A 26,403-nucleotide genomic window follows, 5' to 3' on the forward strand; every position below is an offset into this window, starting at 1 on the left:
AGTGTGGGAAAATGGCGGAGTTTGCACACTTTTCCCGTCATGGACACAGATTTTGCCCGCGGCTTCGCGGCCCATCGTGACGGCCGCCTCACCGAAGCGGAGCGCGATTACCGCGCTGCGCTCGCCGTCGAACCTGCTCACGTCGATGCGCTTCACTACCTCGGCGTGCTTCGCCATCAGCAAGGCAAGCACGCGGAGGCGGCCGAGCTCGTCGGTCGCGCGGTGGATCTGCGTCCGGGCGATGCCGGTCTGCAACTGAATCTCGGCAACGCATTGAAGGCGCTGGGCCGCATCGATGACGCCATCGAGCGCTTTCGCAACGCGCTCACGCTCGCACCGGGCTTTCCGCTCGCGCAGTACAACCTCGGCAATGCCTACACGCTGATCGGCCGTCACGAAGACGCCGCCGATGCCTTCGAGAAAGCCCTGCGCGCGCAGCCCAACGACGCCGCCGCCTGGAACAACTTCGGCAACGCGCTTTCCGCGATGAAGCGCTTCGAGGAAGCCAGCGCCGCGTTTCGCCGCGCGTTGTCGATCCGGCCGCGTCACGCGGGCGCGCACAACAATCTCGGCATGGCGCTGAACGCCATCGGCGATACGCTTGGGGCCATCGCACACTTTCGCTCGGCTATCGAGGTCGAGCCGAAGTACGCGGCGGCGCATTTCAACCTCGGCAATCTGCTCGATACGCACGGGCATCCGAAAGACGCGCTCGCACCGCTCGAGATGGCCATTGCGTTGCAGCCGCATTTCGCGCCCGCGCGCTTCGGTCTGGGTCACGCGCTCGCCAAGCTCGGGCGTCACGAGGAAGCCGTGTCGTGCTACGAACGCGCGGTCGGGCTCGATCCGAAATACGGCGTGGCGTGGCTGTGCCTCGGCAATTCGCATCTCGCGCTGGCGTCCCCGCGTGCGGCGATTCGCGCGTTCGATCAGGCGCTGCGGCTCGATGCCGACATGCCCGCCGCGCATCTGAACCGGGCCATCGCGCTGCTCGCCAGCGGCGATTACGAACGCGGCCTGCCCGCCTACGAATGGCGTCTGCAAACGCCCGGAAGCGAGCCTGCACCCGACTTGCCGCGCTGGAACGGCGAGCCGATGCCGCAAGGCACGCTCGTCGTGCGCGCGGAACAGGGCTTCGGCGACACGCTGCAATTCGTGCGCTTCGCGGCGTACGCGAAGAAGCGTGTCGGCACGCTGGTGCTGGAAGTGCAGCCGTCGCTGGTGCCGCTGATCGCGCCAGCGGCGCATGCGGTGCACGTCGAAGTGAAAAGCAAGAGCGATGGCGTGAAGATGCACGCCGATGCCTTCTGTCCGCTGCTCTCGCTGCCGCACGCGCTCGGCATCTCAAACAAGGATGCGTTGCCCACGCGCACGCCCTATCTCATCATTCCGGCCGATTACCGCCGCAAGTGGCGCGATTGGCTCGGAACTCAGGAGACGCGCAAAATCGGCATCACCTGGTCAGGACGGATGCAGCCGGGCGAAACGCGTTCCGCGCCCGTCGAAACGCTTGCGCCGTTGTTCGCGATCGAGGGCATCGAGTGGGTGGTGTTGCAGCCGTTTCTCACCGATCACGAACGCGATGTCCTGCTCGCGCAACCGCGCGCGGAGTCGATTCATCGCGTGGAAGGCAAGCTCGGGAATTTCGCGGATACGGGCGCGATCGTCGATCGGCTGGATGCGGTCGTGTCCGTCGATACATCCGTTGCGCATTTGGCTGGTGCGCTCGGCAAACCGCTCTGGGTGATGCTTCCGTTTGCGCCGGACTGGCGCTGGAACTCGGGCGCGGATCGGGACAGCACACCGTGGTATCCGAAGGCGAAGCTGGTGCGTCAGCGCGCGCCCGGCGACTGGGCTTCGGTCGTCGAGGAAGTGGCCAAAGCACTGCAACAGCGCGCGGTCACCGCATAAAAAAACCGGGCTTCAAAGGCCCGGTTTTTTCATCGAACATCGACGCAGTTCACGCCGTCTTGTACTGATTGCGCGCTTCCGTCGAGCGATACAGCACCAGCGTGGCGATCAACCCGCAGATCGCGGCCAAGCCCATCCACAAACCCGGCGCAGCCTTGTTGCCGGTCGAATGAATCAGATACGTGGAGATGGCCGGCGTAAAGCCGCCGATGGTCGTCGCGAGACTGTAGGCCATCGAGAAGCCGGTGGTACGGACATCGACAGGCATGACTTCGGTGAGCGCCACGACCATCGCGCCGTTATAGCAGCCGTACAGGAACGAGAGCCAGAGTTCGACCATCAGCAGACGCGCGAACGAAGGCTCGGCGACCAGCCATTGCACCGCCGGATACGACGTCAGGATGGTGAGGACGGTGAACACGAGCAGCACCGGACGGCGACCGATACGGTCCGACACCGCGCCCGCCAACGGCAGCCAGACCAGATTCGACAGACCCACGCAGACCGTGACGACGAGCGCATCGACGGCGTCGAGCTTGAGTACTTCCTTGCCGAAGGTCGGCGTGTACGCGGTGATCATGTAGAACGATACGGTCGTCATGATGACCATGCCCATGCCCGCGATCACGATGGGCCAGTTCTGCGCGATCGAGCGCGCGATCTCGCCCATGCCCGGACGATGCTTCTTCGCGAGAAACTCGTCCGTCTCACGCAGCGAGCGGCGGATGATGAACAAGAACGGCACGATCAGGCAGCCGATCAGGAACGGCACGCGCCAGCCCCACGCGCCCATCTGGTCAGCGGGCAGCAGGCGGTTCATCAACACGCCGATGAGCGCTGCGAACACGACCGCCACTTGCTGACTGCCGGACTGCCACGCGCAATAGAAGCCTTTGTTGCCCTTGGTCGCGATCTCGGACAGATACACCGACACGCCGCCCAGTTCCACGCCCGCCGAGAAGCCCTGCAACAACCGCCCCGCCAGCACGATGATCGGCGCAATCGCGCCAATGGTCGCGTAGCCCGGCACGAGCGCCACGCATGCGGTGCCGATCGCCATGAGCGTCAGCGTGAGAATCAGGCCCTTTCGTCGCCCGTGATGATCGATGTACGCGCCAAGCACGATCGCGCCGACTGGCCGCATCAGAAAGCCCGCGCCGAATACGGAAAGCGCGAGCATGAGCGAGGCGAATTCGTTGCCGTTCGGAAAATAGGTCTTGGCGATGGCCGAGGCGTAATAGCCGTAGACCATGAAGTCGTACATCTCAAGGAAGTTGCCGCTGACGACACGAAATACCGTCTTCGCCTTCGACTCGTTCGCGGGTGCTACGTGGGCTGATGACATGGGACTATCTCAAAATCTGGCTGAGGGGCGCGAAGAATTCTTGGATTAGGGTTAACCCGTTACGATTTTGTAAATGGTGGGTTGGCTCCAATCTTACCGCGCAGCCCGGCTCCTTTGCACACAACTTCCGCTAAAATGGGGCAAAACGAGCTTACATATGCCTAACAATCAGCCTACGTCGGCACTGCGTTTGCGCGAGGCAGACGCGCGCGACACGTCCCTCATTGCATCGATGCATGCGCGTAGTTGGATCGCGGCGTATCGCGGCATGCTGCCCGATGCGTATCTCGATGACGAAGTGCAGGCGGATCGCGCCGAACATTGGAAAATCCGCATGCCCGAGATCGAAGCGGGCGCGGGACGCGTGTTGATCGCGGAGCGCGACGGCGACGCGATCGGCTTCGTCTGCATGATCGAGTCGGATGAATCGGGCAGCGTGCTGATCGACAATCTTCATGCGTTGCCGGGGTATCGCGGAAGAGGCGTCGGCACCGCGATGCTCGACGAAGCCGCGCGCTGGGCGCGTTCGCGCGGCGCGCGTGCGATGCATCTTTCCGTGCTGGAACATAACGAAGCAGCAATCGGCTTTTACGAATCGCACGGATGGCAACGCATGGCGCGCGAAGCCGATCATGTGGCAGGCATCGACGTGTTCTCGCTGCGCTACGCGTTCCCGCTCGCCTGAACGGGATAAACACATCAGACAATCGACGTCAATCAGCATTCCTGTCAAAAAAAGACAATAGGAATGTTCTGGTCGCGGGACGTTCGTTGCTTTCGTATGATCGCGGGTCAATTTGGCAGTCCCCGCGGTAGACGCTCAGACGCCGCTTCTTGCGGCCCGGACGTCGGCGCGCCCTCCTGGAATTCTCATGACCGACCCGCTGATCGTTGTAGAAGGCAGTCTTCGCCTGCCATCGCTGCGCCCGCTCGCCGATCCTCGCTTCAGTTTCGGTCGTGAGTGGTCGATTACACACAACCGCCCCCTGCTCGCCCAGAGCGAATTCAAGCTCTATGGCGCGACGTTCGAAACTGCTTACGTCAAACCTTTTTCGCTTGCGGATGCCGCATCGCGCTATCGCCCGCTGAGCATCTGGGCCACGTTGACCGAAAAGCCCGCGCGCCGGTCCATGTTCGGCTTCAGCCGGAAAAAAGATGCCGCGCCTGTCTCGAAGTCAGGCAACCAACCCAAGGCCGAACCCATTCAACTCAACGTCACGACGCCGGCCAAGCCGGAAACGCTGGAGTTCCGATTTCCCAATGCACTCAAGGCGGCCATCGTGCTGGCTTGTGCGGCGTTCGCGGCGTGGATCGTCTATGCGCATCAGCAGCACGCGGGCGATGGCGCGCATTCCTTCGAAGGCGTGCAATCGAGCAACTCCCTGCCATTCGTCACGCCCGCGCTTGCAGCGCCTCAGGCGGACGCTCTCGTTCGCGTATCGGATAAGGCGGCTGCCGGACAGGCAGCGCCGATTGCGAGCGCGCCTGTGCAGGCTTCGGCACCGGCACGTGTTGCGAGCTTGTCCGATGCACGCAAGGTCGCGAAGCCAGCCGTCCGTCGCGCGGTGCGCGTGGCGAAATGGACCCGGCACACGACGGCGGGCCATGCAGCCAAGTCGCGCAAGCGTGGCGGCGCTTACTACATCGCTCGTCCGGCGCGTGCTCCGAGCGGCGCGATGAACACGGAAGCGCTCTACAGCATGCTCCAGCATTCGCCGACGCTCGACAGCAACGTCGGCACGGGCGCTTCTCGTTCCAACGCCGCGCAGTGATCAGCGCCCACTCCACACAACCTTTCCGGCACGACGTCACTATGAAGCACACCAGTCTTATCCGCTTGGCGACGTGGACCGTCGCGCTGTTTCTCTGCTGCGCGTTCGCGCCGTTTGCCGACACGTTCGCGGCTACCGCGAATCAGACCGCACCCATCGCCGAAGACCTGTCGGACATCAAGGCCGATGGCGCGGGCAATGTCGCGGGCAACGTCGGCGAATTGCAGGATCTCATCAAGGGCGGCGGCCTGAACGAACTGCGCTCGTCGCGTAATGCGAGCTATGGCGCGCAACTCTATTTCCTGCCGAAGGACATGGTGTATTACATCGCGCTGTCGCAGGAAACACGCTTGTGGCGCGTCGTGAAAACGCAGGACGAGAGCCGCGCCGAGTTCGTGTATGCGCAGTTCGCGCGCAAGAGCTTCGATCTCGCCGATGGCGAAATTCGCCGCGTGCGTCTGCAGGCGCAAACCGCGCTGCTGGATCGCGTGATCGAGGTATCGGCGAATCGTGCGAACCGGTTGTCGGCTGATATCGCGCTGGCGCAGCAGCAGGACGCGCAAGTCTCGGAGCGTCAGCAGAAGTTGCAGGCGGAATCCTCGGCGCTGGCATCCGACAAGGCCGAAGCCGAACGCAAACTGCGCGCATTGCAGCAACAAGTGGATCAGCTTCAGCGTCAGAGCGAAGCCGGTTTGACGCCGGTGCGCTGAACGCGTCGTCGCATCGGCTTAAAACAAAAGGCTCGCTTCATCACGAAGCGAGCCTTTTTTGTATCGAGCAGCGTTAAATCAGAACCGCGTCTCGCGCGCCACGCGCAGGAACGTATCGAGCAGCGGCGTGCAGTCGAGCAATTCCCCGCCGCCCGCGCGATGAAACTCCGGATGCCATTGCACGCCGACCACGAACGGCGCTTTCCGATACCGCACCGCCTCGATAATCCCGTCCGACGCCGACACCGCCTCGATATTCAGATCGCGTCCGACCGATTTCACCGCCTGATGGTGGATCGAGTTGACGAGCGCCTCACGCTGATTCGGAAACATGTTGACGAGCGTCGAGCCATCCGGAAAGCGAATGGAATGGCGATGCTGATCGTACTGTTCGTTCACGTGGATGCCCGCCGTCGGCACATCCGTCGCGATATCGCCGTAAAGCGTGCCGCCGAACGCCACGTTGATGAGCTGACAGCCCCGGCACACGCCCAGCACCGGCTTCCCCGATTCGATGAACTCATGCAGCAGTTCGAGTTCGTACATATCCCGCACGCGGTCGCCCGGCCATTCGGGACGCGTGATGGTTTCCTCGTAGGACTGCGGCGAGACATCCGCGCCGCCTTGCAACAGCAATCCATCGAGATGCTTGGCGTAGTCGCGCAGCCGGATATTGCTCGTATGCAGCATGCCCTGATTGCCGACCGTCGGAATCATGAACACGAGCACATCGCGCGACATGACCCAATGCGCGATGGATTCCTCCAGATATTGCAGCGTCTTGCCGCGCAGGCCCTTCGCACCCGGTTCCGGATGAAAGATGCGCGCCGACACGCCGATGCGCAGCGTGCGCTGCGTCATGCGCTGTCCGGCGCGGTCGAAAATCTGCCGCGCGCGGGCTGCGATCACTCGGCCAAAGACCGACCACGTGGAATCCGATTGCTTGAGATACGCGGGTTGCGCGTTCGCGCCGGCCTGATCGGTCGCGGGCAGCGGCGGGACGTTGAGCTTGCCGAAATCGGGCGTGGCGGAGATTTCCGGCGGGAAGCCGACTGCGGGACGCACGGTAGCGCGTTCAGCGTCAGCTTGATCCGCGGTGGCGGCTTCGGCGTCTGTCGCGGCTTCGAGGTTCTGCGCGAGATTGGCGCGCGCCGTGGCCGCAGGCGGAACCATCCGCGCTTCTACCGTGGAAGCGCTCGATGGCGAATCCGTGGAGGCGCGTTCGCTTGCGGTTGCTCGAGGTCCGGGCGCGGATGCCGCCGCTGCCGCATCCGGCGGCGCGGTCGGATTCGCGCTGATTCCGGCATCCCGCAACGCCTGCGCGTCCGGTGCCGAAGAATCGGCGCCGCTTCGCCGGGGATCAATGGCGGGAGTGCTGCCCGTCTTTGCGTCGTTCGAGGTGTTGTTTTCGCTCATTCCGTTTCCGGGCGTCGTTGCGCACTAAGAATGGACAGAGACCCAATTATCCGCCAGTGGGCCGGACGCGGCAAACCGGCACACATTTACTCACATTATCGCGAGAAGCGGTAACACGGTGAGGCAGGGGCGCATCGAAAACGTTCAATGATCGCGCGGTTCCTCGAAGGTCTCGCGCAGCGCGATCTGCATGGTCGCGTGGATCTTCACGCACCATCGCCACAACACGGTGAGCAGCAACGCCGCGCACAGCAGCACGGCGACCATCAGGCCGAAGGGCGGAAGAATGCCGCCCGAAAGCGCCGCCACCAGCAAAAAGACACCGAACATGGCGACGATTGGAATGAGTCCCGACACGGCGCTTCGAATCGCGCGCGTGAAGCGCCCCGCCGTCGCGGGCTGCACGCTCACTTCGGCCAGCAGCAACGCGAGCGATTCGAGCTTGCGATACACCGCCACCAGAAACGGCAACGCGACGATCAGCGCCGCGCTCCACAACGCCACGCGTTGCGCGTTGTCCGTATCGAGCCAGCGCGAGAGATAGCCCGATGCAAACGGCGCCGAGTACGATGCCCCGAGAAAGATCGCCGCGACCAGCGCCAGATTCACCGCGATCTGCAACACGATGCGCCGCGTCATCGAGAACAGCGTCGGGCCGCCGGTCGCGGGCGTCAGGCTCGCCAGCCATTGCGAGTACATGCCGAAGGTGTTGGCGACTGGCGCAGGCATGGCGCGGGCGAGGCGCGAGGTGATCGGATCGGCCGCGCGCATGAGATACGGCGTGAACAGCGTGGTGAGCGCCGAGACCGCGACCGCAATCGGATACAGAAAGCTGCTCGTGACATTCAGCGTCAGCCCGAGCGAGGCGATGATGAACGAGAACTCGCCGATCTGCGCGACGCTCATGCCGACGCGCATCGACGTGCGTCCGTCCTGACCGGCGAGGAACGTGCCGAGCCCGCACGACACGATCTTGCCGATCACAACAGCAAACGTGATGACCGCGATCGGCCACGCGTAATCGACCAGCACGGCCGGGTTCAGCAACAGCCCAATCGTCACGAAGAAAATAGCCGAGAACGTATCGCGCAACGGCGCGATGAGATGCTCGATGCGCGCGAGACTACGTGACTCCGCCATGATCGCGCCGATCAGAAACGCCCCGAGCGCGATCGAATAATCCAGCTTCACGACGAGCAGACAGAAGCCGAAGCAAAACCCCAGCACGGTAACGAGCAGCATCTCGTCGCGCCCGGTGCGCGCCACGTAATCGAGCGTGCGCGGCACCGTCAGAATGCCGACGACGAGCGACGTGACCATGAACAGCAGCAGCTTGCCGAGCGTCGCGAATGCGAGCCCCGCGCTCACCGAACCCGTCTGCGCCACGCCCGACAGCAGCACCAGCATGGCGATGGCGAGAATGTCCTCCACGATCAGAATGCCGAACACGAGCTGCGCGAAGCGATCGCCCTTCATGCCGAGTTCCGACAGCGCCTTGACGATGATCGTCGTCGACGAAATGGCGAGCATGGCGCCGAGAAAGAGCGAATCCATCGCGTTCCAGCCGAACCAGCGGCCGATCTCGTAGCCGATCCAGATCATCAGCACGATCTCGGAAAGCGCCGCGACAAACGCGGTCGCGCCCACGCGAAACAGCTTGCGCAGACTGAATTCGAGACCGAGCGAGAACATCAGGAACACGACGCCCAGTTCGCCGAGCGTCTGGATGGTGGCTTCGTCGTGAATCAGGTTGAACGGCGGCGTGTACGGCCCGATGATGACGCCCGCAGCGATATAGCCCAGCACGACCGGCTGCCGCATGCGGTGGAACAGCACCGTGACGACGCCCGCGATGGCCATGATCACCGCGAGATCCTGAATGAACGCGATCCCGTGATGCATCCGATCCTATCCTTACAAAATGATTAAGCGATAGGCGATGTTACCGCAGGGCAAGGGTTTCGCGGGGAAACCGGCGGATCGGCAGGCATAAAAAAGCCCGCTCGATTCGAGCGGGCGTTCACCAGCAATTCATTCAGCAGACGAAGCGCTCAAACCGCCGCTTCGTTCTCCTCGCCGGTGCGGATGCGGATCACGCGCTCGACTTCGGCCACGAAGATCTTTCCGTCGCCGATCTTGCCGGTACGCGCCGCGCCGATGATCGCGTCGATGACCTGATCGGTTTGATCGTTCGCCACGACCACTTCGATCTTCACCTTCGGCAGAAAGTCCACCACATACTCTGCACCACGATAAAGCTCGGTGTGTCCCTTCTGACGGCCGAAGCCCTTCACTTCCGTGACCGTCAGACCCGTGAGACCCACTTCGGCCAGCGCCTCGCGCACTTCGTCGAGCTTGAACGGTTTGATGATGGCGGTGATGCGTTTCATGGCGTGCCTCGCGTAGAAGGATCGGATGTTCAAGGAAGGTCGTCACTCGCGTGACAGATGCCTTCGATTCTAGCCGCGTTTCATCGCGTCAGCGGTACGGTAAACCGCGAGGTCGATGCAAAAAACGCGTTATTCGGTCTCCGGAATACGTTCCAGGTCCTTGAGCCACACCGTGGATTGCGAATCGCTCGGTGCGCGCCAGTCGCCGCGCGGTGAAAGCGAGCCGCCCGAACCCACTTTCGGTGCATTCGGAATGCATGAACGCTTGAACTGACTGGTCCGGAAAAAGCGATCCAGAAAGATGCGCAGGTTCCGGCGAATGTCGGCGAGCGTGTACTGATTGCGCGCAACGGTCGGGCCTTCGGGCCATTCGCCAGCATCGCGATCACGCCACGCGGCGAGTTCGAGAAACGCGACCTTTGTTGGTGCAAAACCGAAGCGCAGCGTGTAGTACAGATTGAAATCCTGCAACTCGTACGGCCCGATCACGCTTTCCGTCTTCTGCTCCACCGCGCCGCTAGTCTTGCCGGGAATGAGTTCCGGGCTAATGTCCGTGCTCAGAATGTTTTCGAGCACATCGGTTCCCGTGTCGCCGATCTGCCCCGACTCCGCGACCCACCGCACCAGATGCGTGATGAGCGTTTTCGGCACGCTCGCATTCACGTTGTAGTGCGACATGTGATCGCCGACGCCGTATGTGCACCATCCGAGCGCAAGCTCGCTCAGATCACCGGTGCCGATGACGATCGCGTGATTAAAGTTAGCGAGCCTGAACAAATGGCTCGTGCGCTCGCCGGCCTGCACGTTCTCATACGTGATGTCGTATTGCTCGCCGCCCTTGCTGTGCGGATGACCGATGTCCGCAAGCATCTGCACGCAACTGGGGCGTATGTCGATTTCCTGCGCGGTGCAGCCGATCACGTCCATCAGTTCGCGCGCCTGTTTCAAGGTGCGGTCGCTGGTGGCGAAACCCGGCATGGTGTACGCGAGAATGTTCGAGCGCGGCAATCCGAGGCGGTCCATCGCTTTCGCGCACACGAGCAGCGCATGTGTCGAATCCAGACCGCCCGACACGCCGATGACCACCTTCGACATGCCCGACGATTGCAGCCGTTGCAGTAACGCCTGCACCTGAATGTTGTAGACCTCGTTGCATCGCTCGTCGCGGCGGGCGGGATCGGAGGGCACGTAGGGAAAGCGTTCGACGTGGCGTTCGAGCGGCAGCTTTGCATCCATCGGAATCGAAATGGGGAAATCGATCACGGTGAAGCCATCCACTTCGTCCGCGTGGATGCGCGTGGATTTGCCGAACGTGACTTGCCGCATGCGCTCGCGCGACAGCCGCTCCAGATCGATATCCGCGAAGATGAGATGCGACTCGCCCGAAAAGCGCTCCGACTCCGCCAGCAGTTCGCCGTTCTCGTAGATGAGCCCTTGCCCGTCCCACGCCATGTCGGTCGACGATTCGCCATCGCCCGCCGACGTGTACAAATACGCGGCGACGCATCGCGCCGATTGCTGCCCGACCAGTTGATGCCGGTACGCCGACTTCCCCACCACGATATTCGAAGCCGACAGATTCACCAGCACAGTCGCGCCCGCGAGCGCCGCATACGACGACGGCGGAATCGGCACCCAGACGTCCTCGCAAATTTCCACATGAAAGCGGAACAGCGGCAGATTGCGAATCTGGAACAATTGCGCCGCGCCGAACGGCGCGTCCTGACCGCAGAGCGTGACGGTGCGCGTGGTGGCTTCATCGGCGGGACTGAACTGACGTGCTTCGTAGAACTCGCCGTAATTCGGCAGATAGCTCTTCGGCACCACGCCCTGAATGCTTCCGTTCGCGATGACGACCGCGCAGTTGAACAGCTTGTGCTCGCAGCGAACCGGCGCACCGACGATCAGCGCGATGTCCATGTCCTTCGATGCATCGAGGATGCTTTGCAGCGCGTCCTCGCAGGCATCGAGCAAGGCGCGCTGATGGAACAGGTCATCGCACGTATAAGCGGGAATGCCGAGTTCCGGGAACGCCGCGAGCACCGCGCCGCGGGCGGCGGCCTGCTGCGCCAGCGCGATGGTTTCCGCCGCGTTGAAGGCCGGATCGGCCACCTTGCAATTCGGCACGCCCACCGCGACGCGCGCGAAATCATGACTGTACAAGTTGAAGAAGTTTCGGCTCATGTTCGACAGGTCCTGCGCTTGAAAAGCGCCTTTCACAAAGGCTCGGGCGTGATGCAATCGATTATCGCACGCGCATTCAGCCCTTTTTTCTGAAAGGGGTATGCGCTTCCAGTTCCACGATATGCTGGTCCATCGCTTCCGTTTCGGCATCGAGAAATTCGGCGATGGCATCCGCGAAACGCCGATCCGCGATCCAGTGCGCGGACCATGTGGGTGTGGGCAGCATGCCGCGCGACATCTTGTGCACGCCCTGCGCGCCGCCTTCGAATCGCGCCAGTTTATGTTCGATGCAATACGCGATGCCCTGCATATAGCACGTCTCGAAGTGCAGCCCGGAAACGAACTCGCGCGTGCCCCAGTAACGCCCGTACATGATGTCGCCGCCGATCATGTTGAGCGCGCACGCGAGCCGCTTGCCGTCCGCTTCCGCGATCACGAGCAGCATGCTGTCGGGGGCATCGGCATGAATGCGGCCGAAGAAATCGCGCGACAGATACGGCGGATTCCAGTGTTCGCGGTACGTGTTCTCGTAGCAGTCGTAGAAGAAATCGAGCGCCGCGCGATCGATCTGCGCGCCGCGCAGCCACGTATAGGTGACGCCTGCATCGAGCACGCGGCGGCGGTCCTGCTTCACCTTCTTGCGCTTGTCGTGGCTCATCGTCGCGAGAAAGGCGTCGAAGTCCGGATAGCCGTCGCCGGGCAAGTTCTCCCAATGGAACTGCACGCCTTCGCGCAGCATGAAGCCCGCATCCGTGAGCGCTTCGATGTCCTGCTCTTGCGGAAACAGCACATGGAGCGAGGAAATATCGAGCCGCTTCGTCAGTTCGATCGCCCCGCGCGCCAGCAACACGCGATCCTCGTGATCCGCCGCGATCAGGCGCGGCCCCGTCACCGGCGAGAACGGCACGGCGGACAACGCCTTCGGGTAATAGCGCAGGCCGTGGCGCTCGAAGGCATCGGCCCAGGCGTGATCGAACACATACTCGCCGCGTGAATGCGCCTTGAGATAGAGCGGCATGGCGCCTGCGAATTCATCGCCACGTTTAAGGATCAGATGATGCGCCCGCCAGCCGGTGCGCTTGACCGCGCAGCCGGTTTCCTGCAACGCTGAAAGGAACGCGTGACGCACGAACGGATTGTCGCCGGCGAGCCGGTTCCAGTCCTGTGCGGGAATATCCTCCAGCGTGTCCACCACATGAATTTCGACCTCGCGCTTCAACAGGCAACCTCGCTTGAATGGACAGACGGAACGCTCAATACACTCATTCTCGCGCAACTCGCATGTTGACGCCGGAGCGAAGCCGTCATTCACGCGCCCCAACGCGGTGCTTTCGGCGATAATGCGCGGCAATCCTACTGTGCCGAACCGTCATGATGCCGTGGTTCCTCTATCTGATCGAATGCGCCGATGGCAGCCTCTATACCGGCATCGCGACGGATGTCGAGGCGCGCTTCATCGCGCATGCGAGCGGCAAGGGCGCGCGTTATACGCGGGCGAGAAAGCCGGTGCGCGTGCTGGCATCGTTCGAAGTGGCGGGACGGTCGGAGGCGTTGCGGGCGGAGTATCGCGTGAAGCGGTTGAATGCGCAGCAGAAGCGTGCGTTGATCGCGGGAGAAAGGACGCTGGATTCAGTGTCGCCGCCCTTGCCGCTCGAAGAAACATAAAGCGCGGCACAAGCAAAAAAGGCAAACCTCACAGTTTGCCTTTTTCGTTTCTGCGGCTGCGTGCGCTTACTTCTTGAAGTTCGCCACGCCTTCCGAGATTTCCTTGTGCGCGGCGTCGATGCCATCCCAGCCTTCGACCTTCACCCACTTGCCCTTCTCCAGCGCCTTGTATTGCTCGAAGAAGTGCTTGATCTGGTCTTTCAGATGCGCGGGCACATCGTCCACGGACTTGATGTGCGCCGTCATCGGGCAAATCTTGTCATGCGCGACCGCGATCAGCTTGGCGTCCACGCCGGATTCGTCCGTCATCTTCAGCATGCCGACCGCGCGCGCACGCACGACCGAGCCTGCGAGCAGCGGAAACGGCGTGATGACCAGCACATCGACCGGATCGCCGTCACCGGAGAGCGTCTGCGGAATGAAGCCGTAGTTGGCCGGATAGCGCATGCCGGTGCCGATGAAACGATCGACCACGAGCAGACCCATGTCCTTGTCCGCTTCGTATTTGACCGGATCGCTCTGCGCGGGAATTTCGATGATGACGTTGAAATCCTGCGGAAGATCCTTGCCGGAAGGTACGTTATTGAAGCTCATGAGCGTTCTCTTGATGGTAGGTTCGGAAAGGGGAAATGCGCTGCCGGGCGATGGCGGAAAGTCGAAGCTGCACACTGAAACGCGCCTGAAACCGCCGATGCACCCGACCGGAACACTCGGGCATTATAGCCAAACGAGCTTACCGTCCCGCCGCATGACCGCGCGTGGCGGATGGCGCGATAATCGTCGGCAAGGGCGCATTCCAGCGGCATACATCGTTCTTCAAGGAGACATGCATGGAAGAAGCGAAGCATTTCATCAACAACCGGTGGGTGGCGGCATCGGTCAGTGAAACGATTCCCGTCGTCGATCCCTCGGACGGCCAGATTTTCGCGGAGATCGCACGCGGCACGAGCGCGGACATCGATCGCGCGGTGAGTGCGGCGCGCGCGGCCTTCGACGGCACGTGGGGCGCGATGAGCGCAGCCGAACGCGGACGCATCCTCGCGCGGCTCTCGATGCTGATCGCCTCGCGTCACGAGGAAATCGCGCAGATAGAAGCGCGCGACACAGGCAAGCCGCTGAAACAGGCGCGCGCGGATGCGACCGGCATCGCGCGTTATTTCGAGTTCTACGCGGGCGCGGCGGACAAGCTGCATGGCGAAACGCTGCCGTATCAGACCGGCTTTACCGTGCTGACCATTCGCGAGCCGCACGGCGTGACCGGGCATATCGTGCCGTGGAACTATCCCCTGCAGATTTTCGGTCGCAGCGTGGGCGCGGCGCTCGCGACCGGCAATGCGTGCGTCGTGAAGCCTGCCGAGGATGCGTGTCTCTCGCTGCTGCGAATTGCCGATCTCGCGGCGGAAGCGGGCTTGCCAGAAGGCGCGCTGAATATCGTCACCGGTTACGGACATGAAGCGGGCGCGGCGCTGGCGCGGCATCCGGGCATCGATCATATTTCGTTCACCGGTTCTCCGGCGACGGGCGCGGCGGTCACGAAAATGGCCGCCGACAATCACATTCCGGTCACGCTCGAACTCGGCGGCAAGTCTCCGCAAATCGTTTTCGCCGATGCCGACTTCGACGCCGCCCTGCCCGTGCTCGTCGCGGCCATCGTGCAGAACGCCGGACAGACGTGCTCGGCGGGCAGCCGCGTGCTGATCGAGCGTTCGGCCTACGAGCCGTTACTCGCGCGTTTGTCCGATGCTTTCACCGCGTTGAAGGTCGGCCCGAGCACGCTCGATCTCGATTGCGGCCCGCTCATCAGCGCGAAGCAGCAGCAGCGCGTGTGGGATTTTCTCTCCGATGCGCAACACGACGGCATCGAAATGGCCGCGCACGGCGAAGTGATCGCGGATGCACCCGAAGCGGGCTTTTACCAGGCGCCCACGCTGCTGCGCGATGTGCCGCCGACGCATCGTCTCGCGCGCGAGGAAGTGTTCGGCCCGGTGCTCGCCGCCATGCCCTTCGACAGCGAAGCCGATGCGCTCAGGCTCGCCAACGGCACGGATTACGGGTTGGTCGCAGGCATCTGGACACGCGATGGCGCGCGGCAGATGCGGCTTGCGCGGCGCGTGCGTTCGGGGCAGGTGTTCATCAATAACTATGGCGCGGGCGGTGGCATCGAGTTGCCATTTGGTGGCGTGAAGCATTCAGGGCATGGACGCGAGAAAGGCTTCGAGGCGCTGTATGGCTTCACGACCTTGAAGACCATTGCCATCAAACATGGCTGACTTGACCAATAACATCAGGAGACAACACAACATGCGACTGCAAGGCAAAACGGTGATCGTGACGGGCGGCGGCTCGGGCTTTGGTGAGGGCATCGCGAAGACGTTTGCGCGTGAGGGCGCGAATGTCGTCGTCAACGATCTGAACGGCGCGGCGGCCGAGCGCGTGGCGAGCGAAATCGCGCTGGCGTCATCGCCGGAAGTGAAGCACGGCCGCGCGATCGCCGTGCAGGGCGACGTGACGAAGCGCGAGGACTGGCAGAAGCTGCACGATGCCGCCATCGAGGACTTCGGCAGCGTGCAGGTTGTCGTCAACAACGCGGGGACGACGCACCGTAACAAGCCCGTGCTCGATGTCACCGAAGCCGAATTCGACCGCGTGTATGCGGTGAACGTGAAAAGTACTTATTGGAGCGTCGAGCAGTTCGTGCCGTATTTTCGCGGGCAAGGCGGCGGTGCGTTCATCAACGTGGCATCGACGGCAGGCGTGCGGCCGCGGCCGGGACTCGTCTGGTACAACGGCAGCAAGGCGGCGGTGATCATCGCGAGCAAGGCGCTGGCAGTCGAGCTCGGGCCAGACCGGATACGCGTGAACTGCATCAATCCGGTGATGGGCGAAACGGGTTTGCTCTCCGAATTCATGGGTGTCGAAGATACGCCGGAGAATCGAAAGAAGTTTCTCGCGACCATTCCGCTTGGAAGGCTTTCGACGCCGCAGGATATTGCGAATGCAGCGCTTTATCTGGCTTCGGATGAGGCGGAGTTTATTACGGGGGTGGCGTTAGAGGTGGATGGGGGACGATGCGTTTGAGGTGGTTGGGCGCGCTGCTCGCGGGTCGGGCGGCGCGCCTGATATGTGTAGGTCTAGAGAATCAACTGCGCGAATTGCCCCTTCCCTGAAAAGTTGAACGGCACCTTGAATGCAGCAGCGCCTTTGACCCCTTCGGATTGCTCAATGATTCTCGGCCACCAACGAACGAGATTGCAAGCCTTTTCCCAATAAGCGTGGTTCGCCCAGCCCTTATCCAGGAAAAATACGATAAGGCCCGCGTGGCGAAGCGCTTCGCGCTCCAGTCCCTTGTCCAGCTTGTCATGCGTGACCACGGACCAGCCGCCCTCGTCAGACAGGACTTCTATCCAATCGGCATCGGCGGTATTCGCCGCGAATTTATCCCGGAGATGACGGCTTTCGTGTCCGTCGCGTTCACTCAGCGCGTGCATGGCTCGGGCAAAAGCAGGAGGAAGATTGTTATCGAAAAAAAACTTCATGCGACCAGCCTTTCCTCAAACGCAATGGCTGCGCCAACGGCTGCCACTGATACTTCGTAAAGCGCCGCAACCCGATCCTTGTCGCCTTCTGCTTTGAAAGCGTCATAGAGAACCGAAGTTCGGATGAACTCGTCGTTGATCACCGGCTTTCCGAACGCAACCTTGGGATCGAGAAGCACGGACTTGCTGGGCGCTGACGGATACCAGCGCGTCGCCAGTTCGCTCTGATCGAACTCGATGCCGCGATACAGCGAAGGCTCGATGATCCGATGAAACGCGTATTGCCGTTTGATCAGGTCGAGCAGTTCCGTCTCTCCGCTGTCCTTGATGGCCGAGGCGAAGATCGTCCGTCCGTCTGTCTGAAAACGACGTGACGTGAACGGATAAGGCGTATCCAGATATTCGCTCGCCCGCTGACTGGCAAGTCGTATGGTCTGCAGACTCACGCCGTGCTTTCGAAAGGCCTGAACAAAACGAACTTCAAGAAGATCGTGAAAGCCGACACCTTCGAGGTTATCGTCCAGTTCCGTTTTCCAGAGTGGTGGCACCGCGATTGACTCGTCGCTGGACAAGTCTCGATATCGATAGCCTTCGAGCCACCTCCGCAAGTCTCGGATGGGGATTTTCGTCAGCCTCGATGCTTCCTGGAATGTGTACAGGCCAATGCCGATCAATTTCAATTGGCCCTCCTCTCGTGATGTTGATGGTCAGTTTGTTTAAGTGAATCGATTTTAACGGACGTACGCTGAATGCCCTCCATCGGTGCCTCTCCCCACCACGCACCGCAACGATGCACCGCGCCACCCCGTTGCACCAAAACCCCCCGCATCGCCACCACATACGATCCAGTAAAACCTCCCACAATCTCCCGCAAACCCCCGCCATCCGGGCATTTCGCCCTCATTGGCACATCCCTTGCAGAACGTATTCGCGCAGGTCAACGCCAATCACGCCAAACGACCCGCTCCAATACTTCATCGCTCTTTACAAGCACATGGCAAGGGGAACACACACATGAAACGACGCAGTCTGCTGAAGTTCGGCTCCATGTCGGGCGCACTCGCCATCGCCGGCCAACTTCCGATCTCGAAGGCGCAGGCCGCCGACACGGGTCCGATCAAGGTCGGCATCCTGCATTCGCTGTCGGGCACGATGGCGATCTCGGAGACGTCGCTGAAGGACACGGCGCTCATGACCATCGCGGACATCAACAAGAGCGGCGGCGTGATGGGCCGGCAACTCGAACCGGTCGTGGTCGATCCGGCATCCAACTGGCCGCTGTTCGCGGAGAAAGCGCGCCAGTTGCTTACGCAGGACAAGTGCGCCGTGGTGTTCGGCTGCTGGACCTCGGTGTCGCGTAAGTCGGTGCTGCCGGTGTTCGAGGAACTGAACGGCCTGCTGTTCTACCCGGTGCAGTACGAAGGCGAAGAGATGTCGCGCAACGTCTTCTATACGGGCGCCGCGCCGAATCAACAGGCGATCCCCGCCGTCGAATATCTGATGGGACCGGAAGGCGGCAGCGCCAAGCGCTTCTTCCTGCTCGGCACCGACTACGTGTATCCGCGCACGACGAACAAGATTCTGCGTGCCTTCCTCCATTCAAAGGGTGTCAAGGATGCGGACATTCAAGAGGTCTACACACCGTTCGGACATAGCGACTATCAAACCATCGTCGCGAACATCAAGACCTTTTCCCAAGGGGGAAAGACAACCGTTGTCTCTACGATCAACGGCGATTCGAACGTACCGTTCTACAAGGAACTCGGCAACCAGGGCCTGAAAGCGACCGACGTTCCGGTGGTCGCGTTCTCGGTGGGCGAGGAAGAACTGCGCGGCATCGACACGAAACCGCTGGTGGGCCACCTCGCGGCGTGGAACTATTTCATGTCCGTCAAGAATCCTAACAATACCAAGTTCGAGAAGGAATTCTTCGAATACGTGAAGGCGCAAAACCTGCCGGGCGGCGACAAGCGCGTGACGAACGATCCGATGGAAGCGACCTTCGTCGGCATCCACATGTGGAAGCAGGCCGTGGAAAAAGCGAAGAGCGCGGATGTGGACAAGGTGCGCGTCGCGATGATCGGCCAGAGCTTCGCCGCGCCTTCGGGTTTCACGTTGTCGATGGACGGCAATCACCATCTGCACAAGCCGGTGATGATCGGCGAAATTCGCGGCGACGGTCAGTTCAATGTCGTGTGGAAGACCAAGACCGCGGTGCGCGCGCAGCCGTGGAGCCCGTACATTGCCGGCAACGAAGGCAAGCCGGATGTGGTCAGTTCGATTCCGTCGTTCCTGCGCCGCCAGCGTGTGCGCGTGGCGTGATGCATCGATGAGGGTGTAAGGCAAAGGCCGCGCGTTCGGCATCGGATGCGCGGCCGTTCGAGTCTCATCAGAAAGGCCACCATGACCGGTTCGCTCGTCTCATCCTTCATGCGTGTGGTGCTGGCGCTATCCATCGCGCTGGCTTCGTTCACCGCGCACGCACTCACCAACGACGATCTCGCGCCGCTCGCAGGCGACGACTTCGACGCCAAATCCGCCGCCATCGACAAGCTGATCGCCAATGCGGATGCGCCGTCCGTCGCAGTGCTGAGCGCGCTTGCAGACGGCACGCTCGTCGCGACCGACAACGGCCACGTGTATATCCAGACCGACGAAGGCAACAAGGACGCGGTCACCGGCAAGGCCGCCGAAGCGCCGGATGCGCAGGCCATCACGCTGTCGAATACGCTGCGCACGAAGGTTGCCGGTGCGTTGTCCGGTCTGCAACTCGCCTCGCCCGATATCGCCAAACGGCGCGATGCCATTACCGCGTTGCTCAAGAATCCCGATGCATCGATGAAGCCGATGATCGACCGCGCCCGCGCCGCTGAAAAGGACGCCGACCTCAAGAAGCGCCTCGACACGCTCTGGGCGATGACCGCCCTGCACGATCCCGATGTCGAGAAGCGCCTCGAAGCGGCGAAGCTCGTCGCGGCGCGCCACGAAGTGGACATGTACGAACTGCTGCGCCCGATCGTCGCGAAGAAAGCGGACGGCACGTTCAACGAACCCGACGAGCGCGTGCGCAACGCGGCGCAGGAAGGCATCTATGCGCTCGATTCGATTCAACGCCGCAGCGAAATCTTCGGCACGCTGTTCGCGGGATTGTCGCTGGGCAGCGTGCTGTTGCTCGCGGCGCTGGGACTTGCGATCACCTACGGGCTGATCGGCGTCATCAACATGGCGCACGGCGAATTCCTGATGATCGGTGCGTATGCGACGTATGTCGTGCAGAACCTCGTGCAGCACTATGCGCCCGCTGCGTTCAACTGGTATCCGCTGTTCGCGGTGCCGGTGTCGTTCGCGGCTGCGGCCGTGGTCGGCATCGTGCTCGAACGGCTCGTGCTCAAGCATCTCTACGGACGTCCGCTCGAAACGTTGCTGACGACGTTCGGCATCAGCCTGATCCTTATTCAAGCGACGCGCACGATCTTCGGCGCGCAGAATGTTCAGGTGACCAATCCATCGTGGATGAGCGGTGGCGTCGCCGTCATGCAGAATCTCATTCTTCCGTATAACCGCATCACCATTCTCGTGTTCTCCTTGGCCGTAGTGGCGATTGCGTGGGGCGTGCTCACCAAGACGCGGCTCGGGCTGTTCGTGCGCGCGGTGACGCAGAATCGTCGCATGGCCGCGTGCGTGGGCGTAAAGACAGCGCGTGTCGATTCGTACGCCTTCGCATTCGGCGCGGGCATCGCGGGACTCGGCGGTTGCGCGCTTTCGCAGATTGGCAACGTGGGGCCGGACCTCGGGCAGAGCTACATCATCGATTCGTTCATGGCGGTGGTGCTGGGCGGCGTCGGCCAACTGGCGGGCACGGTGATCGGCGGCTTCGGGCTGGGTCTCATCAGCAAGGCGGTGGAGCCGTTCTGGGGCGCGGTGCTCGCGAAGATCGCGGTGCTCGTGCTGATCGTGTTGTTCATCCAGAAGCGTCCGCAGGGCATGTTCGCCCTCAAGGGCCGCAGCGCGGAGGCCTGATCGATGACTGCTTCGACCGATATCAGCGCCAATCTCGACGTCGCGCCGCAACCGGATGCGGAAGCGGCCCGCGCGGGCTTCGCGCTCGGATTGCCGCCGCGTGCAGCGCTGTTGCCGCGCAGCGGATGGGTGGCGCTCATCGCGCTCATCATCGCGATGGGAATCGTCGTGCCGGTGTCCGCGCTCGTGTTGCCGGAAACGAGCACGTTCCACCTCTCCGCCTACGCGATGACGCTCATCGGCAAGCTCATGTGCTACGCCATCGCCGCGCTCGCGCTCGATCTCGTCTGGGGATATTGCGGAATCCTGAGTTTGGGTCACGCGCTGTTTTTCGCGCTCGGCGGTTATGCGATGGGCATGTATCTGATGCGCTCCATCGGCCGCGAAGGAAACTATCAAAGCGACCTGCCCGACTTCATGGTGTTTCTCGACTGGCACAAGCTGCCGTGGTATTGGGAAGGCACCGAGCATCTCTGGTATGCGCTTGCGCTCGTGGTGCTCGTGCCGGGTGTGCTGGCCTGGGTGTTCGGGTTCTTCACGTTTCGTTCGCGTGTCAAGGGCGTGTATCTGTCGATCATCACGCAGGCCATGACCTTCGCCGCGATGCTGCTTTTCTATCGCAACGAGACGGGTTTCGGCGGCAATAACGGCTTCACCGACTTCAAGCGCATTGCGGGCTTTCCGATCACGCATCCGGGGACTCGCACGGGGTTGTTCCTCATTACTTTCGCCGTGCTGGTGCTGGCGTTCATTGCGGCGCGCTGGATCGTTACTTCTAAGCTCGGGCGCGTGGTGACCGGCGTGCGCGATGGCGAAACGCGTCTGATGTTTCTCGGCTATAGCCCACTTGCGTACAAGCTGTTCATCTGGACCGTGTCCGCTGTCTTGTGCGGCATTGCGGGTGCGTTGTATGTGCCGCAGGTGGGCATCATCAACCCGAACGAGATGTCGCCGGCGAATTCCATCGAGATGGCGATTTGGGTGGCCGTTGGCGGGCGTGGGACGCTGATCGGGCCGATCATTGGTGCGTTTGCTGTGAATGGCGCGAAGTCTTTCTTTACCGCTTATTTTGCGGAGTATTGGCTGTTTTTCCTTGGCCTGATTTTCACGCTGGTGCCCTTGCTTTTGCCGAATGGCATCTTAGGACTCGTTGCGCTCGCGCGCCGCAAGAAGGCACATGCAGGAGATGCTGCGGAATGACTGCACACAATGCACTGATCGTCGATTTGCCGCCGATTCCGCCGGTGCCCGATAACGCCGATTCGAGTCACAAGAACATCAACGTGACATCGGGGTTGGGGCATGTGCTCAAGCCGGATGAGATCGATGTATCGCACGGAACCATTCTTTATCTCGAAGATGTGACGGTGAGTTTCGATGGCTTTCGTGCGCTGAATAAGTTGACGCTTTCTATCGATGTCGGCGAATTGCGTTGTGTGATCGGGCCCAACGGCGCGGGCAAGACCACGATGATGGATGTCATTACCGGCAAGACGCGGCCCGATGACGGGCGTGTGTTTCTCGGGCAGACGTTCGATCTCACGCGCATGTCGGAGCCTGTGATTGCGCGGACTGGCATCGGGCGGAAGTTTCAGAAGCCTACTGTGTTCGAGAATCATCCGGTTTGGGAGAATCTCGAGCTTGCCATGAAGACTGATAAGCGGTGGTTTGCTTCGTTGCGCGCGCGGCTCGATCGGGAAGCGCAGGCGCGTATCGAGGAGACGTTGGAGCTTATTCGATTGCAGCATCATGCGACGCGGCTTGCTGGCGAGCTTTCACATGGGCAAAAGCAGCGGCTTGAGATTGGGATGTTGTTGATGCAGCAGCCTGCGCTTCTTTTGCTCGATGAGCCTGCTGCGGGGATGACGGATCATGAAACTATGGAGCTTGCTGAACTGCTTAATAAACTCCGTGGGTCGTGTTCGATGATGGTCGTCGAGCATGATATGGAGTTTGTTGCTGCGCTTTCTGGGGCTTCTGGGAAGGTTACTGTGATGGCTGAAGGTAGTGTGCTTGCTGAAGGGACGCTGGAGGATGTGCAGAGGGATGAGGCGGTTATTGAGTCATATTTGGGGCGGTGAGGGGTTTGCGTGTGTCGTCGTGCAAGGGGCTTCTGTTGTTTGTGTTGTTCATTCAGTAGCCGCCTCCCCGGCGGGGGGGTAACTTTCTTTGCTGCTGCAAAGAAAGTCACCAAAGAAAGCAGCTTTTTACCCCATGCTCGCTGGCTGGAAAGTGTTGGTCTGGATTAACGATGCAGTGGCCGCGTTAGGACGTCACTCGTAGGGTTAAGCACATGGGCAACCTTGCGATTGCACGCTCGAATATTCATGGCTTAGTGGACCGCAGTCATTCTTTCGGCCATGCGCTGCGCGCGCCGAGAGCTTTAGAACGGAATCCCGCAGCGTGCATGTGTCCAGCCAAAAGAAGCGACATCGCTGTATCGCTATTCGGCCCTACCTTGGTTGGAGCTTTGGTTTTTACAAGAAGCACTCGCGAACGTAGGGCCAAATAGCAATATTGCGGGGAGGTTTGATGAGGCTGGGCGCTTATAGGCTGCGGGGTTCCGTTCTTATGTTCTCGGCGCGCGTAGCGCTTGGCCGAAGGAATGAATGCGGTCCACTAAGAGAAGATTTTTGGAGCGTGTAATCGCGAGGTTGCCTAAGCGGCCGTTAAACGTGGCAAGTCCTATTGCGGCCACTGCATCGGTTAATCCAGACCAACCCTCTCCAGCCATCGAGCATGGGGTAAAAAGCTGCTTTCTTTGGTGACTTTCTTTGCAGCAGCAAAGAAAGTTACCCCCCCGCCGGGGAGGCGGCTACTGCAATAAAAGCCCAAACAACGGCAGCCCCTTGCACGACAAACCCAACCACACCAGCAGAGACAAAACCTCATGCTAGAAGTAGAAAACCTAAACCAATACTACGGCGGCAGCCACATCCTGAGAGATGTAAGGCTAACAGTCCCCGATGGAAAACTAACCGTCCTCTTAGGCCGCAACGGCGTAGGCAAGACAACGTTGCTACGTTGCCTAATGGGCGTAGTGCCGACCAAAAGCGGCACCATCACCTGGCGAGGCACAAAGATCTCCTCGATGCCAACCTACGCCCGTGTATCTAGCGGTCTAGCCTACGTCCCACAAGGCAGAGACATTTTCGGCCGCCTGACAGTAGAAGAAAACCTACTAGTAGGCGCCGCCAGCAGAAAATCCCCATCGAAGATACCGGATCATATCTACGAACTATTCCCCGTCCTACGCGACATGAAACACCGCCGCGGCGGCGACCTATCCGGCGGCCAGCAACAGCAATTAGCCATAGGCCGCGCCCTGATGAGCGAACCGCAGTTGCTAATCCTCGATGAACCGACAGAAGGCATCCAACCCTCGATCATCCGCGACATCGGCCGCACCCTGAGACAACTCGTCGAAGACATGGGCATGACCGTGCTACTCGTCGAGCAATACTACGACTTCGCCAGAGAGCTAGCCGACAGATACTGGGTCATGAGCCGCGGCGAAATCATCAAAGGCGGCGCAGGATCCGAAATGGACGAGCATGGCGTGCGGGAATTGATCGCCGTATGATGGCGGCTCATTCCTGAACGCCCCGCTCCATGCATCACGAACCTCACGCAACGCTCGTCGATCCGAACCTCTGGCATGGCAAGCTCGAACTCGGTTATGCGCGTCAGCACGGCCGCACGGTCTGCGTTCATCGCAAGCATGAAGGGCCGCTCAGGCTGCAACGCCCGCTCTATCCCGAAGGCGATATCTGCCATTCGGTGATCGTGCATCCGCCGGGTGGCGTGGCGGGCGGCGATCGTCTGTCCATTCAAGTTGAACTAGGCGACGACACGCATGCGGTCATCACCACGCCGGGCGCAACGAAGTGGTACAAGGCCAACGGCCGGCTCGCGTCGCAGCGCATCCATATCGAATTGGGAAAGAACGCCAAACTCGACTGGCTTCCGCAAAACAACATCGTGTTCGAATCGTCGAATATCGAACTTGAATTCGACATGACGCTCGATGAAACCGCCACCGTCCTCGGCTGGGATGCCATGCTGCTAGGCCGCGCCGCAGCAGGCGAACGATGGACGCAAGGGCACATCAAAGCCGTCTCACGCATTGCAACACGCGCGGGCCATCCACTCTGGTTCGAACGCAGCCTGCTCGATGCAACCGATCCCCTGCGCGAATCACCCCAAGGTCTCGCAGGCTTCCCCGCCTACGGCACGCTGTGGGCCATCGGCCCCGCTTGCGACGATGCCCTCGCCGAAAGCATCACCGCGCGCCTCGCGTACGACGATACCTTGCGCGCCGCTGCATCGTGCGTGACGCCGGGCGTGCTCATCGTGCGCACGCTGAGCCGTTCGATGGAACCACTGCAACGCGCCCTCACCGATTGCTGGATGCATCTGCGTCCTATCGTGCATGGTGTGGAAGCGAAACCATTGCGGCTCTGGACCACGTAAAACGCGCACCACGTTAGCGCACAAATGCGCACTTGTTTCGTGCATCGCATTTATTCAGTCCTGCGAAAACCCACACACCACAAGCATTCGCAATCGATGGCACGCATCTCGCTTAAACCCTTCGCTCAAGAGCCGCGCATTTCAACGCGGCCGTCAAGAACGAAGGATCATCGATGCCCATTCTGTTTTCCCGCACGCGCCGCACGTTGCTCGCCGCCTGTCTGATCGCCTTCATCGCCCCGCTTGCCGCGCACGCCGACGGCTTCGATACCATCACGAAGAACGGCACTTTGCGAGTCGCCGTGCCGGAAGACTATCCGCCCTTCGGCTCGGTCGGTGCGGACATGAAGCCGCAAGGTTATGACGTGGACATGGCCGCGCTGCTCGCCAAATCGATGAACGTAAAGCTCGAACTCGTGCCGGTGAACAGCGCGAACCGCATTCCTTATCTCACGACGAACAAGGTCGATCTCGTGATTTCCTCGCTCGGCAAGACGCCCGAACGCGAGAAGGTGCTCGACTTCTCCACCGCTTATGCGCCTTATTTTCAGGGGGTTTTCGGTCCCGCCGACATCAAGGTGACCGGCCCCGCCGATCTCACCGGCAAGACCGTCGGCGCCACGCGCGGCGCGCTCGAAGAAATCGCGCTTTCGCAGATGGCGCCGAACGCGACCATCAAGCGCTTCGAGGACAACAACGCGACCATCTCCGCGTTTCTCTCGGGCCAGGTGGAGTTGATCGCGGCGGGCAATATCGTCGCGGCTGCGATCCTGGCTAAGAATCCGCCGCGCAGGCCGGAGGCTAAATTCATCATCAAGGATTCGCCGTGTTTTGTCGGTATGAACAAGAACGAAACGCACCTGATGACCAAGGTGAACGACACCATCGCACAGGCGAAAAAGGACGGCACGCTCGACGCGATGTCGAAGAAATGGTTCAAGCAACCGTTGCCCGCGACGCTGTAAAGAAGGACGGCGCCGA

23 protein-coding genes are annotated in these 26,403 nt (G+C 61.2%); 14 read left to right on the forward strand and 9 right to left on the reverse strand.

Annotated features, from left to right (window positions below; translation table 11 throughout):
* Window positions 1–39: 39 nt before the first annotated feature.
* On the forward strand, window positions 40–1,911 hold the full coding sequence (locus tag ACZCWR_RS14625) for a tetratricopeptide repeat protein (RefSeq protein ID WP_487301446.1): 1,872 nt from the start codon (window positions 40–42) through the stop codon (window positions 1,909–1,911).
* Window positions 1,912–1,960: 49 nt separating this feature from the next.
* Here ACZCWR_RS14625 and ACZCWR_RS14630 read toward each other — a convergent pair whose 3' ends face one another.
* Complete coding sequence (locus ACZCWR_RS14630; RefSeq protein ID WP_487301447.1) at window positions 1,961–3,256, reverse strand: tricarballylate/proton symporter TcuC; 1,296 nt, start codon at window positions 3,254–3,256, stop codon at window positions 1,961–1,963.
* 157 nt (window positions 3,257–3,413) lie between these two features.
* On the opposite strand from ACZCWR_RS14630, the gene ACZCWR_RS14635 reads away from it, so the two are divergent.
* The 3 genes from ACZCWR_RS14635 (at window position 3,414) to ACZCWR_RS14645 (ending at window position 5,738) form a co-directional block, all read left to right on the forward strand.
* Window positions 3,414–3,941, forward strand: a complete 528-nt coding sequence (locus ACZCWR_RS14635; protein ID WP_487301448.1) for a GNAT family N-acetyltransferase — start codon at window positions 3,414–3,416, stop codon at window positions 3,939–3,941.
* 187 nt (window positions 3,942–4,128) lie between these two features.
* Window positions 4,129–5,028: a hypothetical protein gene (locus tag ACZCWR_RS14640; protein WP_487301449.1), complete on the forward strand. Its 900-nt coding sequence runs from the start codon at window positions 4,129–4,131 to the stop codon at window positions 5,026–5,028.
* A 41-nt stretch (window positions 5,029–5,069) separates the two neighbouring features.
* Window positions 5,070–5,738 (forward strand): DUF2968 domain-containing protein, encoded by a 669-nt coding sequence (locus ACZCWR_RS14645; protein WP_487301450.1) that lies wholly within the window; start codon window positions 5,070–5,072, stop codon window positions 5,736–5,738.
* Window positions 5,739–5,816: 78 nt separating this feature from the next.
* On the opposite strand, the gene ACZCWR_RS14650 is transcribed toward ACZCWR_RS14645, so the two are convergent.
* The 5 genes from ACZCWR_RS14650 to ACZCWR_RS14670 all read right to left on the reverse strand — a co-directional run bounded on the left by ACZCWR_RS14650 (window position 5,817) and on the right by ACZCWR_RS14670 (window position 12,947).
* On the reverse strand, window positions 5,817–7,154 hold the full coding sequence (locus tag ACZCWR_RS14650) for a gamma-glutamyl-gamma-aminobutyrate hydrolase family protein (protein ID WP_487301451.1): 1,338 nt from the start codon (window positions 7,152–7,154) through the stop codon (window positions 5,817–5,819).
* Window positions 7,155–7,298: 144 nt separating this feature from the next.
* Complete coding sequence (locus ACZCWR_RS14655) at window positions 7,299–9,056, reverse strand: cation:proton antiporter (protein WP_487301452.1); 1,758 nt, start codon at window positions 9,054–9,056, stop codon at window positions 7,299–7,301.
* Between the two features lie 149 nt (window positions 9,057–9,205).
* Window positions 9,206–9,544 (reverse strand): P-II family nitrogen regulator, encoded by a 339-nt coding sequence (gene glnK, locus ACZCWR_RS14660; RefSeq protein WP_086969848.1) that lies wholly within the window; start codon window positions 9,542–9,544, stop codon window positions 9,206–9,208.
* A gap of 129 nt (window positions 9,545–9,673) precedes the next feature.
* A complete protein-coding gene (locus tag ACZCWR_RS14665) occupies window positions 9,674–11,728 on the reverse strand; it encodes an NAD(+) synthase (protein ID WP_487301453.1) in 2,055 nt (684 codons plus the stop codon).
* Between the two features lie 76 nt (window positions 11,729–11,804).
* A complete protein-coding gene (locus ACZCWR_RS14670; RefSeq protein WP_487301454.1) occupies window positions 11,805–12,947 on the reverse strand; it encodes a GNAT family N-acetyltransferase in 1,143 nt (380 codons plus the stop codon).
* Window positions 12,948–13,102: 155 nt separating this feature from the next.
* On the opposite strand from ACZCWR_RS14670, the gene ACZCWR_RS14675 reads away from it, so the two are divergent.
* Entirely contained in the window at window positions 13,103–13,393 is a 291-nt protein-coding gene (locus ACZCWR_RS14675; protein WP_487303336.1) for a GIY-YIG nuclease family protein, read from the forward strand.
* A 66-nt stretch (window positions 13,394–13,459) separates the two neighbouring features.
* On the opposite strand, the gene ppa is transcribed toward ACZCWR_RS14675, so the two are convergent.
* Complete coding sequence (gene ppa / locus ACZCWR_RS14680; protein WP_487301455.1) at window positions 13,460–13,987, reverse strand: inorganic diphosphatase; 528 nt, start codon at window positions 13,985–13,987, stop codon at window positions 13,460–13,462.
* A 236-nt stretch (window positions 13,988–14,223) separates the two neighbouring features.
* Here ppa and ACZCWR_RS14685 point away from each other — a divergent pair, with 236 nt between their 5' ends.
* Both ACZCWR_RS14685 and ACZCWR_RS14690 read left to right on the forward strand, forming a co-directional pair.
* A complete protein-coding gene (locus ACZCWR_RS14685) occupies window positions 14,224–15,663 on the forward strand; it encodes an aldehyde dehydrogenase family protein (protein WP_487301456.1) in 1,440 nt (479 codons plus the stop codon).
* A 31-nt stretch (window positions 15,664–15,694) separates the two neighbouring features.
* On the forward strand, window positions 15,695–16,471 hold the full coding sequence (locus ACZCWR_RS14690; protein WP_487301457.1) for an SDR family oxidoreductase: 777 nt from the start codon (window positions 15,695–15,697) through the stop codon (window positions 16,469–16,471).
* 53 nt (window positions 16,472–16,524) lie between these two features.
* Here the strand turns inward: ACZCWR_RS14690 and ACZCWR_RS14695 are convergent, their stop codons facing one another.
* Both ACZCWR_RS14695 and ACZCWR_RS14700 read right to left on the reverse strand, forming a co-directional pair.
* A complete protein-coding gene (locus ACZCWR_RS14695; protein WP_487301458.1) occupies window positions 16,525–16,929 on the reverse strand; it encodes a PIN-like domain-containing protein in 405 nt (134 codons plus the stop codon).
* The gene (locus ACZCWR_RS14700; RefSeq protein WP_487301459.1) at window positions 16,926–17,609 is read right to left on the reverse strand and encodes a DUF433 domain-containing protein; all 684 of its coding nucleotides are present in this window, start codon (window positions 17,607–17,609) and stop codon (window positions 16,926–16,928) included. The genes ACZCWR_RS14695 and ACZCWR_RS14700 overlap by 4 nt, the downstream gene beginning before the upstream one ends.
* Before the next feature lie 334 nt (window positions 17,610–17,943).
* On the opposite strand from ACZCWR_RS14700, the gene urtA reads away from it, so the two are divergent.
* The 7 genes from urtA to ACZCWR_RS14735 all read left to right on the forward strand — a co-directional run bounded on the left by urtA (window position 17,944) and on the right by ACZCWR_RS14735 (window position 26,387).
* Window positions 17,944–19,251, forward strand: a complete 1,308-nt coding sequence (gene urtA / locus ACZCWR_RS14705) for an urea ABC transporter substrate-binding protein (protein ID WP_487301460.1) — start codon at window positions 17,944–17,946, stop codon at window positions 19,249–19,251.
* A gap of 81 nt (window positions 19,252–19,332) precedes the next feature.
* A complete protein-coding gene (urtB, locus tag ACZCWR_RS14710) occupies window positions 19,333–20,949 on the forward strand; it encodes an urea ABC transporter permease subunit UrtB (RefSeq protein WP_487301461.1) in 1,617 nt (538 codons plus the stop codon).
* Between the two features lie 3 nt (window positions 20,950–20,952).
* Window positions 20,953–22,149, forward strand: a complete 1,197-nt coding sequence (gene urtC, locus ACZCWR_RS14715) for an urea ABC transporter permease subunit UrtC (RefSeq protein WP_487301462.1) — start codon at window positions 20,953–20,955, stop codon at window positions 22,147–22,149.
* Entirely contained in the window at window positions 22,146–23,030 is an 885-nt protein-coding gene (gene urtD / locus ACZCWR_RS14720) for an urea ABC transporter ATP-binding protein UrtD (protein WP_487301463.1), read from the forward strand. Before urtC ends, urtD begins: the two co-directional genes overlap by 4 nt.
* Window positions 23,031–23,839: 809 nt before the next feature.
* The gene (gene urtE / locus ACZCWR_RS14725; RefSeq protein WP_487301464.1) at window positions 23,840–24,532 is read left to right on the forward strand and encodes an urea ABC transporter ATP-binding subunit UrtE; all 693 of its coding nucleotides are present in this window, start codon (window positions 23,840–23,842) and stop codon (window positions 24,530–24,532) included.
* Between the two features lie 29 nt (window positions 24,533–24,561).
* Complete coding sequence (locus tag ACZCWR_RS14730; RefSeq protein WP_487301465.1) at window positions 24,562–25,422, forward strand: urease accessory protein UreD; 861 nt, start codon at window positions 24,562–24,564, stop codon at window positions 25,420–25,422.
* A 173-nt stretch (window positions 25,423–25,595) separates the two neighbouring features.
* Window positions 25,596–26,387, forward strand: coding sequence for a transporter substrate-binding domain-containing protein (locus ACZCWR_RS14735; protein WP_487301466.1), 792 nt, complete (start codon window positions 25,596–25,598; stop codon window positions 26,385–26,387).
* Window positions 26,388–26,403 lie beyond the last annotated feature (16 nt).

The sequence above is a fragment of the Caballeronia sp. A2-2 genome (assembly GCF_057612605.2).